13 protein-coding genes and 1 pseudogene are annotated in these 12,854 nt (G+C 32.7%); 4 read left to right on the top strand and 10 right to left on the bottom strand.

What is annotated here, in order from left to right:
* Positions 1–290 precede the first annotated feature (290 nt).
* Together pheS and IV513_RS08990 are read right to left on the bottom strand one after the other, a co-directional pair.
* The gene (pheS, locus tag IV513_RS08995; protein ID WP_209390241.1) at positions 291–1,301 is read right to left on the bottom strand and encodes a phenylalanine--tRNA ligase subunit alpha; all 1,011 of its coding nucleotides are present in this window, start codon (positions 1,299–1,301) and stop codon (positions 291–293) included.
* Between the two features lie 402 nt (positions 1,302–1,703).
* Positions 1,704–2,363 carry a YceI family protein gene (locus tag IV513_RS08990; RefSeq protein ID WP_209390240.1) on the bottom strand — a complete coding sequence of 220 codons (660 nt, stop codon included), beginning with the start codon at positions 2,361–2,363 and terminating at the stop codon, positions 1,704–1,706.
* A gap of 131 nt (positions 2,364–2,494) precedes the next feature.
* Here IV513_RS08990 and IV513_RS08985 point away from each other — a divergent pair, with 131 nt between their 5' ends.
* Complete coding sequence (locus tag IV513_RS08985; RefSeq protein ID WP_209390239.1) at positions 2,495–3,430, top strand: sulfate/molybdate ABC transporter ATP-binding protein; 936 nt, start codon at positions 2,495–2,497, stop codon at positions 3,428–3,430.
* A gap of 57 nt (positions 3,431–3,487) precedes the next feature.
* On the opposite strand, the gene IV513_RS08980 is transcribed toward IV513_RS08985, so the two are convergent.
* The gene (locus IV513_RS08980) at positions 3,488–4,687 is read right to left on the bottom strand and encodes a dicarboxylate/amino acid:cation symporter (protein WP_209390238.1); all 1,200 of its coding nucleotides are present in this window, start codon (positions 4,685–4,687) and stop codon (positions 3,488–3,490) included.
* A gap of 96 nt (positions 4,688–4,783) precedes the next feature.
* Here IV513_RS08980 and IV513_RS08975 point away from each other — a divergent pair, with 96 nt between their 5' ends.
* The 3 genes from IV513_RS08975 (at position 4,784) to IV513_RS08965 (ending at position 6,598) form a co-directional block, all read left to right on the top strand.
* The gene (locus IV513_RS08975; RefSeq protein ID WP_209390237.1) at positions 4,784–5,701 is read left to right on the top strand and encodes a DnaJ C-terminal domain-containing protein; all 918 of its coding nucleotides are present in this window, start codon (positions 4,784–4,786) and stop codon (positions 5,699–5,701) included.
* Between the two features lie 3 nt (positions 5,702–5,704).
* Positions 5,705–6,007, top strand: a complete 303-nt coding sequence (locus IV513_RS08970; protein ID WP_209390236.1) for a chaperone modulator CbpM — start codon at positions 5,705–5,707, stop codon at positions 6,005–6,007.
* Between the two features lie 63 nt (positions 6,008–6,070).
* Positions 6,071–6,598 carry a YcxB family protein gene (locus IV513_RS08965; protein ID WP_209390235.1) on the top strand — a complete coding sequence of 176 codons (528 nt, stop codon included), beginning with the start codon at positions 6,071–6,073 and terminating at the stop codon, positions 6,596–6,598.
* 1 nt (position 6,599) lies between these two features.
* On the opposite strand, the gene IV513_RS08960 is transcribed toward IV513_RS08965, so the two are convergent.
* From IV513_RS08960 to IV513_RS08930, 7 genes and pseudogenes are all read right to left on the bottom strand, one after another.
* Positions 6,600–7,751, bottom strand: a complete 1,152-nt coding sequence (locus tag IV513_RS08960) for a hypothetical protein (protein WP_209390234.1) — start codon at positions 7,749–7,751, stop codon at positions 6,600–6,602.
* Between the two features lie 8 nt (positions 7,752–7,759).
* A complete protein-coding gene (locus IV513_RS08955) occupies positions 7,760–8,524 on the bottom strand; it encodes a TatD family hydrolase (protein WP_209390233.1) in 765 nt (254 codons plus the stop codon).
* A complete protein-coding gene (locus IV513_RS08950) occupies positions 8,524–9,480 on the bottom strand; it encodes a GSCFA domain-containing protein (RefSeq protein WP_209390232.1) in 957 nt (318 codons plus the stop codon). Before IV513_RS08950 ends, IV513_RS08955 begins: the two co-directional genes overlap by 1 nt.
* Before the next feature lie 89 nt (positions 9,481–9,569).
* Positions 9,570–10,541 (bottom strand): polyprenyl synthetase family protein, encoded by a 972-nt coding sequence (locus tag IV513_RS08945; RefSeq protein WP_209390231.1) that lies wholly within the window; start codon positions 10,539–10,541, stop codon positions 9,570–9,572.
* Between the two features lie 95 nt (positions 10,542–10,636).
* Positions 10,637–11,470 carry a GLPGLI family protein gene (locus IV513_RS08940; RefSeq protein WP_209390230.1) on the bottom strand — a complete coding sequence of 278 codons (834 nt, stop codon included), beginning with the start codon at positions 11,468–11,470 and terminating at the stop codon, positions 10,637–10,639.
* Entirely contained in the window at positions 11,448–11,759 is a 312-nt protein-coding gene (locus IV513_RS08935) for a hypothetical protein (protein ID WP_209390229.1), read from the bottom strand. Before IV513_RS08935 ends, IV513_RS08940 begins: the two co-directional genes overlap by 23 nt.
* A gap of 25 nt (positions 11,760–11,784) precedes the next feature.
* Positions 11,785–12,712, bottom strand: a pseudogene (locus tag IV513_RS08930) (IS982 family transposase).
* Between the last annotated feature and the right edge of the window lie 142 nt (positions 12,713–12,854).

Here is a 12,854-nt window from a genome sequence, read left to right as displayed (position 1 = left end):
TAACTTCTTTTACCATGATTCAATATCTCAATTTTTTCGTCTTCAAGAGAAGTTTGAATAAGTTAAAAATTAATTTGTGCTAAATGCACAACAGGTATTGTTTTATATAATTTCTGGATTTGTTTATATGAAAAATTTGCTGAAAGGTAAAATTAAACATTTCTAAGATAAAAAATCTTATTTTCGGCTTATAAACAGAGAAAACAGTATCAATCCCTACTTAAACCAATTGCATATTTTTCATTAAAAAAAACCTGCAACAGAGATTGCAGGATAATTTATGTTTTCTTTTATAAAGTCTTAAACTGTTCGAGTGTCCTGATATCATTTTCGAAGAACATTCTAATATCGCTCATTTGGTAAAGAAGCATAACAATTCTTTCAATCCCCATTCCGAAAGCATAACCGGAATACTTTTCAGAATCAATATTTACATTTTTCAAAACTGCAGGATCTACCATTCCGCAACCCATTATTTCCAGCCAACCGGTACCTTTGGTTATTCTGTAATCTGTTTCTGAATTGAGTCCCCAATACACATCAATCTCTGCACTTGGCTCTGTAAATGGGAAATAGGAAGGTCTCATTCTTATTTTAGACTTACCAAAAAGTTCAGTCGTAAAAAACTGGATAGTCTGCTTAAGATCTGCAAAACTAACATTTTCGTCTATATACAACCCTTCAATTTGGTGGAAAATACAATGCGAACGAGAAGAAACCGCTTCATTTCTAAACACTCTTCCGGGAGATAAAATTCTTATCGGAGGCTGATTTTCTTCCATATATCTAATCTGAACAGACGAAGTATGCGTTCTCAATAAAATATCTGGATTTTGCTCTATAAAGAATGTATCCTGCATATCTCTCGCAGGGTGATACTCAGGAAGATTTAATGCTGTAAAATTATGCCAGTCGTCTTCAATTTCCGGACCGTCTGCTACTGCAAAACCTATGGATCTGAAAATCTCTATAATTCTGTTCTTTACAAGGTTAATAGGATGTCTCGAACCCAATTCTAATGGAAAAGCAGGTCGGGTAAGATCTTCTTTTTCTGTAATGATAGAAGATGCAGAAGCATTTTTCAAATCTTCCAGTTTAGTATTAACAGCAACTTTAAGAGTATTAATTTTCTGTCCAAAATCTTTTTTCTGATCATTAGGAATTTCTTTTAATGCTTCATAAAAATCATTCAGCACACCTTTTTTTCCATTAAATCTGATTCGGAAACTTTCTATTTCTTCTTTAATCGCAGTGTTAAAGCCTTTTACTTCTTCAAGTAAACCTTCTATCTTATCAATCATCGTTTTATACTTTCAAAAAAATGTATGTGCAAAAATACGGTTTTCGGCTCAAAAAAACCTTTCTATTTGCCATAAAAAAATCTGCTTCTTTAAAAACAGATTTTTATTAAGTATTTATTATTAATTTTTATCTAAAACAGTGCTAATTATAAGACTCAAAACCGTGAAAAAATTAAGCACAAAACTTACATAGTATTCTCTTTTTTTCTTGTAAACATTAATGAGATTAAAGAAAAATAAAAACCCCAACAGAATTAAAGATGGAATCACCCACATTTCCACAACTATTTGAACAATTTGTCCGCCCCATGACAAGTATGAAAAAATCTGAATACTCAGCAGGAAAATCGTTGAGAGAATACTGAGTGCTAGAATTATTTTGGGCTTATAAAAAATCATCATTTATTTCTTTTCAATAGCTTTTACTTTCATTTGGAGCGTAACTTCATTTTTAATCACTCCGTTAGCAGCCGGAGACTGAAATTTAACTCCAAATTCATCTCTCATAATATCTTTAGGTTCAGTGGCAATACTCACTTCGTTTCCGTTTACAAATACATTTGCTTTAAATTGTACCGCTTTTTTTATCCCTTTAATACTGAGATTACCATCTAAAACTGTATTATAATCACCTTCTGAAGCAGGACTAACCTTGGTGATTTCATAAGAAGAAGTCGGAAATTTCTCAACTTCAAAAAAATCTGCACTTTTAAGGTGACTGTTCAGTTTTTCCAAATCCTGTTTCTTATTTTTGAGATCTTCAGAAGTAAGAGAACCCATGTCTGCTACAAAATTTCCGCTTTCCAGCTTTCCGTCTTTTACGGTAATCATACCACTTTCAAACTTAATGGTTCCAAAATGACTGGTGTTTTCGGTTTTAAATATCTTATAGCCTTTCCATTCTATATTACTGTTCAAAGTATCTACCACAAACTGAGTTCCGTCTTTAGTGGTGGAAACTTCATTGGCATCCGAAGTTACTGGTTTTTCTTTTGAGCACGAAATTGCTAAAAAGGTTGAAAAAAGAACAAAAACAGCAACAGATAAGATATTTTTTTTCATATTTAAAAAGTTTAATAATTCATTTGAATATCGTGAAACCATATAAAACAGACTTCCCAGTAAAGCAAATTTGTTATGGCTAAATTACTAAAAATATTCCAGCCTAACCTAAAAACTGCTATTTTTGCATTATGCTACTCGAGATTAAAAACCTTCACTTTTCGTATTCAAAAGAAAAAAAACTTTTTGAAAACCTCAATCTTCAGTTTGAAGAAGGTAAAATCATTGCATTAGCAGGTGAAAGCGGTTGCGGAAAATCTACATTACTCAGTTTAATATATGGTTTACAAGACTGGGAAAGCGGAGATATTATTTTTGATGATAAAAAACTGTTGGGTCCCAAAGGAAATCTGGTTCCGGGAGAGGCAGAAATGAAATTTGTTGCCCAAAATTTTGATTTGATGCCCTACTCTACGGTCGCAGATAATGTTGGGAAATTTATTTCAAATATAAATTTGTCTCACAAAAGAGAAAAGACTGAAGAACTTTTGGAAGTGGTTGGTTTAACAGAATTTGCCCATGTTCTGCCAAAAAACCTCAGCGGCGGACAACAGCAGAGAGTTGCCATTGCAAGAGCTCTCTCTAAACTCCCGAAACTCCTTTTGCTAGATGAACCTTTCAGCAATCTGGATTTTGCAAGAAAAATTGAGCTTAGAGAAAAACTGTTCAGATTTGTAAGAGAAAATAAAATTACGCTTCTTATTTCAACCCACGAACTACAGGATATTCTTCCATGGACGGACGAAATTGTAATTCTTAAAAACGGCGAATTAATTCAGAAAGACAAGACCTTCAACATTTATAAAAATCCTAGCAGTGAATATGTCGCCAAACTTTTTGGAGAGGTAAATCTCTTTTCTGAAATTGAAATGTCTGAATTCTGCACCGACAGATTTTTTTATTATCCACATCAGATTAAAATAGCTGAAGAAGGTTTTGATGCAACTGTTTTAGAAAGCAGATTTGCAGGAAATTATTACTGGAACAAAGTGCTTTCTAAAAATAAAGAATTAGTTTTATTTACCGAAAACAAAATAGAAAATACAGTAAAAATCATTTTAAGCTGATTTCTGCAAAGTAAAGTTTCAAACAATTTCGAGATTAAAAATATCTTATTCGGAAATCTAAATTTTCACAAATCTACTCACAAAAAGCGAAGCAATTAACTGACCAACTGCATTTAAAACTGTCGCTAAAGGATCTACCAAAGTTCCTATAATCATCACCGCCGGAATTGCCTCTTGGGGCAACTGATATACAGAAATCATCAGCATTTCTCCAATATATCCTCCATTCGGAATTCCTCCCGCGACGATACTCACAAAAACAGTAATACCCAATGCTAAAAGTAAATTTACAGGATCAAAAAAATCTCTTCCTATAATTAAAAATGCCACATAAATTTTAATTATCGACGACATAGAAGAACCGTTTTTATGCAAAGTAGTCCCAATAGGAATTACGATATTGTAAATCTGAGAAGGTATTTTCATCTGTGATGCTGCCTGCAAATTTGCCGGCATAGTTGCAAAACTGCTGCAAGTACTTATTGCTGTTAATGAGGGGTATATAGCATTTTTCCAAAAATTACTAACTCCACTTTTACCTTTTGCCAAAAAAGCATACAGTGAAAAGAACACAAAAAAATAAACTATTCCGGCTATATAATATAATCCTAAAGGTTTAGCGTAAAACCCAAAAAGCTGAGGTCCTAATGTTGCCACCTGAAATGCAAAATATGCACCCAAGCCAATAGGAGCTATTTTCATTATCATTAAAAGTAATTCTTTCATTACTTCGTAGCCTGATGCAATAAAAGACCTGAATGCTTTACCCTTTTCACCAGCTTTCCGAGCAGAAAAACCGGTAAGAAAAGAAAAAATAAGCAATGCCAACATATTCTGTCTCGAAAAAAGCTGCGTAAACTCTCCAACTGTAAAGAAACCAACAATTCTATCGCCCCAACTTTCGCTGTTGCCAGCTTCTTCCATAATCTCCGAGCTTCCAGAAACTCCTGAAACCGGAAAAAAATACACGACACAAATTGTGAATACAGCCGCCGTTATAATAAAAAACAAAAAAGTAAATGCCATTGTAAGCATAATCTTGCCAAATTTAGATTGTTGCTCCAACGAAGCAATAGAATTGGAAACAGCAAAAAATACTAACGGCACCACACTTACAAAAAGAAGATTCAGGAAAATATCGCCGAGAGGCTTTATATAATGTACAAAAGCAGGCGAAATTATACCGATAATGCTTCCTATGGAAATTCCTAGAAGTAAAAATAAAATTCCGGAATAATTTTTCAAAACCTGGTTCATGCGGTTACTTTTTAATCAAAGATAAATTTATTTTTTTTAATTTTCCAGATATAAAATTTAGGTGCTAATTTTGTATTTTTACAAAAAATTGTTTCTATGGCGTATGTAGATTATTATAAAATTTTGGGTGTAGACAAAAATGCAACACAGGAAGACATCAAAAAAGCTTACCGAAAATTGGCAAGAAAATTACATCCGGATTTGAACCCCAATGACAAGGAGGCTGAAAGAAAATTCAAAGAACTGAATGAAGCCAACGAAGTTCTCAGCAATGTTGAAAACCGTGCAAAATATGATAAATATGGCGAACACTGGAAGCACGGAGAAGAATATGAAAAGGCTCAACAACAGCAAGGACAGTATCAGAACCAAGGAGGAAGCTATGGAGGAGGATTTTCTGGAGCCAATTTTGGTGAAGGAGAAGATTTTTCAGATTTTTTCCAAAGTATGTTTGGTGGCGAAGGCGGTGGATTCGGAAGAAGCTCAAGAGGAAGTGCATCAGGAAAGTTTAAAGGACAGGATGTTCAGGCAGAACTCAATTTAAGCCTTAAAGATGCCGCAACGACTCATCCTCAAACCTTTGAAATTAATGGAAAGAAGGTAAGAATTACAATTCCTGCAGGAGTTTATGACGGACAGCAGATTAAACTGAAAGGACACGGAAATCCGGGATATAATGGTGGCCCAAATGGAGATTTATATATTACATTTAGTATTCAGGCAGATCCTAATCTTGAAAGAACAGGAGACGATCTTAAAACAAAAGTTTCCATAGATCTTTACACCGCAGTTTTGGGTGGTGATGTAACGGTAAATACGCTGGACGGAAGCGTAAATCTAAAGGTAAAACCAGAAACTCAAAACGGCACAACCGTAAGATTAAAAGGAAAAGGTTTCCCAATATATAAAAAAGACGGGCAATTTGGCGACCTGTTCGTAACCTACGACGTAAAATTACCAACCAATCTTACTGATAAGCAGAAAGAACTTTTTGAACAACTTAAAAATTCCTAAGCAATGGATGAAAGAATATCTCGAGAAGAACTCGTAAAAATATATAATATCGAAATTACTTTTTTTGATGAACTGGTAGATTCCGGTCTCATTAATATACAGACCGAAAATGAAGTTCGGTATCTTCTTTATAAAGATTTGCCTTCTTTTGAAAAATTCACCAATTGGCATTATGATTTAGACATTAATCTCCCGGGATTGGAAGTTATACATAATATGTTGCAGAAAATGGAAGATTTAAAGCAGAAAAACCGTGAATTATTAGGTAAATTATCTGCAATAAGCGATAAATATGAAGATGCGTAACTGTTATAAACTTACCTTTTTCGGAATTTTGAAAAAACTATCTTTGCAACAGAATTTATCATTATGAGCCAAGAAAAGGTAATCGTTTTACATCCAAAAAGAAAAGATTTCGAAGAAATATATTTTAACGCAAATCAGGGAAGTTTATTTTTCTCTCCCACCACAAGAGGGAAAACGATTACCACTATTGTTGTAGCTTTAATTTTACTGATTTTATTTATTTTCAGGAACGATTTCACAAAGGAGAAAGCAGGAATTTTATACTTCGTGAGTTTTCTCCTTTTGCTTTGTGCAGTTTTTCTTTCTGTGGGCATCAACAAAGTTTCCCAATGGAAAAAACAGGTAAACCATTATCTTTTGAAACTTGAAAATTGCAGAATTTACGAAATCACCTTCAATGAAGCTTTTTTTACCGTAAATATTGATGATGAGAAAGAAACCAGCGAATGGAAAGATTTTGAATATTTCAACAGCAATAATGAATGCATCATTCTGGAAGGAAAATACAGCTACATGTTTCCCAAAAAGTCTTTCAGTGATAAAGATTTTCAGCTATTGAAAAAGACATTAAAAGAGAAAATTGATATTTAATTTAAACTTTTACCACTTCATTTTCTTCGCTGTACAAACAGAAACTTATAATACAAAACGGTAGTGCCGCTGTAAGATATGTAATATTTATAAAGTTGGTCTCTGTATTTCTAATAATCTGCTCTACGATAAACGAAAGCATCAATAAAAAAACAATAACCGAAGAGCAAAAGAAAACATGCTTCATTTTCCTGATGATGAATGAAAGAAATATCGTAATCAGAACAAAAAACAGCATCACAAATACATTTGCCTGTCCCTGAACACCCAAAGGATTATACGCCAAAATATACTCTACACTTTCTGCAGGAAGCAGTACAGAACTAAGCAATACACTTACAACTCCTAAAAAAGTGAGTGAAAATCTCATTTTTTCGCCTAAAGTTGCTAAAAAAAACGAACGTCCTAAAAAGAGAATAAGAGGCACCAAAACGACACTTCTTGTTAAAAAAAGTATTCCAACAATCAACCCAAGTAATATCGGTTTTTGGAAATAATTGTGGGGATATTTTTTATTCCAATATAAAATGAAAGCAGATGTTAAAATAAAAGAAGAAATAAAATCGCTTTTACAAATGGCTTCATACAAATAAGTTAAAGAAAAGAACAGCATAAAAACTGCCAGAAAAGCGGTCTTAAAAGATTTAAAAACAAATTTAGAAACAACTCCAAAGAGCATTAAAGCCGCAGCCTGCATATATCCTACATTTCCCAAGAGATAAAAACCAAGCAGAAGCAGAAGCTGCCCCGGAAGATACGAGGGAATATTTCCCATAAAGTTTCTGGTAGAATAAATGTATTTCCCATGCAGCCAGTAATCTAAACAATATTCTGCCGTCTGCCATCTGTCGATGTTCAAACTATAAGGATCTTTCATGATATGAGAAAGAAATATGTAGACAATACCACAAGATACAATCGCTACAGAAATCATTTTCCCATTCATTTTGATTTTTTTTAAAACCGATTGATAGAAAACATAAAATAAAACATGAGCCCCAAAAAAAAGCAATGCAAGAAAAAAAATAGGAATTTTTTCCTGACGCGATCCATATTTTATTAAATACAGGAAATTAATGACAAAATAAATAATGAAAGCAATGAGTTTCATCATGCTCGTTTTGTCTAAAAACTTTATAATTCCTGCTTTCATTAAATTATTTAATGCTGAAAAATCCTTTTGGCATTTTCTGTGGTAATTCTGTCGATTTCAGAAAAATCTTTTCCATAAATATCTACCAGTTTTCCTGCTACCAAATCAAGATAGGCACTTTCGTTTCTTTTTCCTCTGTGCGGAACCGGAGCGAGATAAGGAGAATCGGTTTCCAGAACAATTTTTTCTAAAGGAATTTCGTGTAAAAACTGATCTATTTTCCCGTTTTTAAAAGTGACCACACCACCAATTCCTAACATAAAATTCAGGTCTAATGCATGTTTTGCCTGCTCCAGATTCCCAGAGAAACAATGAAAAATACCTCGAAGTTGAGGATGCTTTTTTCTCTCTAACACTTCAAAAGTTTCATTAAAACTTTCTCTTGTATGAATTACGATGGGTAAATTTCTCTCTATTGCCCAATCTATTTGCTGCTCAAACGCCTTTATCTGAATATCCAAAGTCGATTGATCCCAATACAAATCTATTCCTATTTCTCCAATTGCCGGAAAATGTCTTTTGTCTAAATAATTTTTTACTGTGTCGAGTTCTTTTTCCCAAGATTCTGGCTTTACATAACAGGGATGAAGTCCCATCATTGCAAAAATCTGCTCAGGATATTGGCTTTCCAGCTGTAACATCTTCTCATGAGATTCCGAGTCTATGGCAGGAAGATAAAATTTGGCAACACCTTTATCCAAAGCTCTAGAAATAGCTTCTTTTCTGTCTTCATCGAACTCTTCAGAATATAAATGAGTATGTGTATCTATCATTATTTTGTAAATATTTTGTGCTTAACTTTTAATCTTTGCACTTCAATTCTTTCATTCAGTTTTTCTTTAAACTTTAGAAATTTCGGATCTTTTTCATCTTCCGTACGATGTTCTAAAGCCTGAATGATTTTAAAATTTTCTTTAATGAAATCTTTTGTTTCATCTGAAAAAAAAGCCTCGCCAAATTTTTCAAAAATATAATTGACTGCCTGAGAATTCGGATGAATTAAATCTTCTCTGTAAAATCTATAATCCCGCAAATCATCCATTACAATTTCATAAATGGGTATGTAGCAACAGTTTTCAAATTGCGTTATCACTTCATGAATGGCGGTTATTAATTTGGATTTACTCAGTTGATTTTCGATCATTCCATCTTTGGTATGACGCACCGGAGAAACGGTAAAAAGAATCTGAACATCATCTTTGCAGATATCTTTCAGATTTACAATGGTATCATAAACAGAATCTGTTAATTCCTGATGCGTTAAAAGTCTTTTTTCAAAAAATTTCTGAGGAATTTTATGGCAATTGGCAACCAGCTTTTTCTTGGGTAGAAATTCATAAATAAAAGAAGTTCCGTAAGTAATTATTACCCAATTTGTATCTTGCAGAAACCGGTTCCCTTCTTCTATTTTAGTATTGATTTTATCTAAAGTCTGGTGAATATATCGGGTATCGAAACTCGTATGATGATCTAGGGACAAATAAGTTTCATCGTAAACAATTAACTCATCTTCAAGATATAATTGAGCATCATGAAGCCTTTTCACCGAATTATTAATCGAAAAAGGATTAAAAACCGTTCCAAAAGGATTATTAAAACTTTGAAGCTGACCATTTTGAAACAATTCATGCATTTCAGATGCAAAACAAGATCCTATTGAAAATATTTTATCTTCAACAAGAATCTTTTTCGGAAACGGCTGTATATCTACTTCTGTACGGAATTTCATTCAGTAAATTTGAAAATCTGAGAATGCGTCAATTTGAAAACTTAAAAAAGTAGTATTATTCAAATTTTCAAACTGACAAATAATCTAAGTTATGATTCTCTCCTCAAAAGGTAGTTGGCGAGTTCAGAAAAAGGTTTTTTCTTTTCTTCGGGAACATCTATTTTCGCAAGATAACTTTGTCCGATTTCATTATGCTTTTCAATTAAACGCAAAGCTTTCTCATCTGCTCTCGTTCTTCTGAATATTTTCTCAACACCATATACTTTATCGATGTTATCGGTTTTTTTAGAGTACCAGTAATCGAGTTCTTTTCTCTCTTCTTCTGTTCCGTATTCTCTTGCCAAAAGATAAAGTACTGTTTTTTTGTTCTCGTAAATGTCTCCTGCATGTTTCTTTCCGAACTGAGTCTGGTCCCCGAAAACATCAAGATAATCATCCATAATCTGGAAGGCAATCCCAATGTGTTTTCCAAAATTAAAAATAGATTTAGCGTCTTTAAACTGAGCTTTTGCAATCATGGCTCCGATTTCAAAAGAAGAAGCACTCAAAACTCCGGTTTTGTAGGTAATCATTCTGATGTAATCATCAAAAGTTACATTCTCCTGAGTTTCAAAATTGATGTCGTATTGCTGTCCTTCGCATAAAAGCAAACCGGTATGGGTAAATATTCTGATACAAGCCTTGAAAATTTCAGGCTCCAAATCTTCAAAAAATTTGTACGCTTTCAGCATCAATCCGTCGCCGGAAAGAATACCTGTATTAATTCCGTGAAGAGTATGAATGGTTGGCTTATTTCTTCTTAGTGGAGCTTCATCCATAATATCATCGTGAATAAGCGTGAAATTATGGAAAAACTCGATTGCCAAAGCCGGCTTTATTGCCATTTTTTGATCGCCCCCAAACAAATCACAAGCCATTAAAACCATAATAGGACGTAAACGCTTTCCACCATGAGAAATAATGTAATTCATCGGCTCATACAGTTCTGTAGGCTTATCTTTGAAAGTATATTTATTGATTGCTTCAGCAACGATTTCTTGGTATCTATCTAGAAAATCCATAAAATATTAATAGTTTGAACAAAAATACGATTTTCTGAGGGGTTTTAAAACAAAAAACTTTGCCCGTTGAAACAAAGTTATATTTATATTGAATTCTATTTTATCCAAACATCGCCTTTTTCTAAAGGATTGTTATGCTGTTTTACAAACTCAAAAAATTCTTGATTTATTTTATCAAATAATTCATTGGGATTCATAATTTTACCCTTAGTATCTTTCATTACAACATTGGGTGATTGCATCACAGATTCCCTCACAGAAACTGCAGGATCATCAATAATTTTGTTTTTTAATGATATATATTTTTCTTCGGTAAGAAAGATAATATTTTTTGGAAGCTTTACATCCTCTTCATTCTTTTTAACAGTTACTACTTTAAAATGATAATCGGAAGCAGAATCTTTCAAGTCTAAAATTAATCCCGGAAGTCCGAAAAATTTATAAGGTCCATCATTTAAAGGTATTTCTTCTGCATACCATGCAATCCAGATTCTACCGCCAAAAACGGTTTGAGCTTTCTTAACAGGATAATTTAAAATTGTATTTCTATCTGGTAATAATTTCCAAACCATTACTGGCTTTTTAATATTGAATGCAAAATTTTTGCTTTCAATATTTCTAATTTCAGTATAATGATCATTTTTAAAATCCTTTACAAAACCAAAATTAAGTTCGTATTTTGTTGAAACATGAGGTAAAACACCTGTCTTTAAATACTCTGCTGTAACTCTATTATAAATTGAATCTAATTTGAATTTTGTTTCATTATAAAAATAAGAAGTCTTATTTTTAATTTTGAGTGTCATGTACTCTGTATTATAACTACTCTTTGTGGAATCTGGCTTGTAAGTAATTTCGTAGGTAGTACTAATTTGTGCTTTAAGAATAACAAAAAAAGCAAGCAGGCTAATAAATAATACCTTCGTCATGTAATTTCGGATATACTTTTTCAATTCTAGATATTTTTAAAATATTTTTACCATCCTTACTACAATTGCAGACTTCACCTTTAATATAATTATCTATTTCTGCATTATATTGTTTTACAAAACTATCATAACTCAAAAACACATTATCTGCTAATATTTCCGGAATATGAAACTCTTGAATATTTAAATAGCCATTATCAACCTTTTCTGCAGAAAATTCGTACATTCCATCAGAGGTTTTAAGGCAAGCCTTATTCTGAAAGTACAAACCTATGAATTTCTTTCTCATTTGATAATACTAACCTGTTGTGCATTTAGCACAAATTAATTTTTAACTTATTCAAACTTCTCTTGAAGACGAAAAAATTGAGATATTGAATCATGGTAAAAGAAGTTATTTTTGATACTATTCTTGTTGCCAAACCTTGAAAGGTTTTTGCGAGGTTAATATTTATTAAGAACTGTCCGCACAGTTGCGAAATATTGGTTTGTTCATGATTTAATTTTTTTTCAATGGTATTCACGATTGCTTCGCAGTTCAATCCTCTTTCTGATTTTTGATTTTGTCTTGGAAAATTCCACAAAATCATGCTGGTTTTTACGCATTGGAACCGAAAGATTTATCTTGGAATAGTTGAATAAATCCAGTTGTAGTTCTTTGCTGATGTACCCTCTGTCGCCGATTAATAAACAGTTTTCAAAATTCTCCTTAATGTCGTGCAGATAGTTCACGTCGTGAACGTTTGCAGGGGAAAAATCAAACGAGTGGAAGATTCCATTTTTGTCACAAACCGCATGAAGTTTATAGCCAAAATACCTAGATTTTTGTGCGGCACAATATCCATATGCAGGTTTGATCTCATCCGTGGAACAGATTGCAGAACGATTTGCCCGACTTATTTTACAGATTTCAATTGGCGTGGAATCCACAATAAAGACATCGGTGAAATCCGAAAACTTGCTGCTCAAGGTTTCTCTGATTTTTTCAATGTAGGGAAAAAGTTTTCTTTTCCTTTTATTGTAGACACTCCTTTCAATTCTTCCCTCCAAATCAGTCCCTGAAATGCATCTAAATAACTGTAGTTCAGAGTTAATAGACATATATTCTGCAGTGAGGTTGAGTGCCACAAGTTCCAAATCAGACATTTTTGGAAGCCTAATTTGCTTACTTGTAGTAATATATTTACAGGTGTTTGTCAATTCTTTTAAAATAATTTTGTAGTTTTGAATAAGATTGTTCATGTATTTAATGACTTGGTAATCAATTAAATATACGATTTTTTAATCAAATGGACAATCTTTTTTTTTTTAATTCCTAAATGCACAACAGGTAATACTAATAATTACTAAAGTTATTACTAACTCGTTTTTAAAGTTAATAATT

This window comes from Chryseobacterium sp. RR2-3-20 (assembly GCF_017808115.1).
GTDB classification, from domain to species: domain Bacteria; phylum Bacteroidota; class Bacteroidia; order Flavobacteriales; family Weeksellaceae; genus Chryseobacterium; species Chryseobacterium oryzae.
The sequence above is the reverse complement of the archived record's forward strand: the minus strand, read 5'-3'. Positions and strand labels throughout refer to the sequence as shown.

What these genes read in the sequence shown, in the direction of transcription:
- IV513_RS08940 (WP_209390230.1), bottom strand. Translation starts at nt 11,470, where the DNA reads ATGACGAAGGTATTATTTATTAGCCTGCTTGCTTTTTTTGTTATTCTT.
- IV513_RS08950 (WP_209390232.1), bottom strand. Translation starts at nt 9,480, where the DNA reads ATGAAATTCCGTACAGAAGTAGATATACAGCCGTTTCCGAAAAAGATT.
- IV513_RS08975 (WP_209390237.1), top strand. Translation starts at nt 4,784, where the DNA reads ATGGCGTATGTAGATTATTATAAAATTTTGGGTGTAGACAAAAATGCA.
- pheS (WP_209390241.1), bottom strand. Translation starts at nt 1,301, where the DNA reads ATGATTGATAAGATAGAAGGTTTACTTGAAGAAGTAAAAGGCTTTAAC.
- IV513_RS08990 (WP_209390240.1), bottom strand. Translation starts at nt 2,363, where the DNA reads ATGAAAAAAAATATCTTATCTGTTGCTGTTTTTGTTCTTTTTTCAACC.
- IV513_RS08970 (WP_209390236.1), top strand. Translation starts at nt 5,705, where the DNA reads ATGGATGAAAGAATATCTCGAGAAGAACTCGTAAAAATATATAATATC.
- IV513_RS08980 (WP_209390238.1), bottom strand. Translation starts at nt 4,687, where the DNA reads ATGAACCAGGTTTTGAAAAATTATTCCGGAATTTTATTTTTACTTCTA.
- IV513_RS08985 (WP_209390239.1), top strand. Translation starts at nt 2,495, where the DNA reads ATGCTACTCGAGATTAAAAACCTTCACTTTTCGTATTCAAAAGAAAAA.
- IV513_RS08965 (WP_209390235.1), top strand. Translation starts at nt 6,071, where the DNA reads ATGAGCCAAGAAAAGGTAATCGTTTTACATCCAAAAAGAAAAGATTTC.
- IV513_RS08960 (WP_209390234.1), bottom strand. Translation starts at nt 7,751, where the DNA reads ATGAAAGCAGGAATTATAAAGTTTTTAGACAAAACGAGCATGATGAAA.
- IV513_RS08955 (WP_209390233.1), bottom strand. Translation starts at nt 8,524, where the DNA reads ATGATAGATACACATACTCATTTATATTCTGAAGAGTTCGATGAAGAC.
- IV513_RS08945 (WP_209390231.1), bottom strand. Translation starts at nt 10,541, where the DNA reads ATGGATTTTCTAGATAGATACCAAGAAATCGTTGCTGAAGCAATCAAT.
- IV513_RS08935 (WP_209390229.1), bottom strand. Translation starts at nt 11,759, where the DNA reads ATGAGAAAGAAATTCATAGGTTTGTACTTTCAGAATAAGGCTTGCCTT.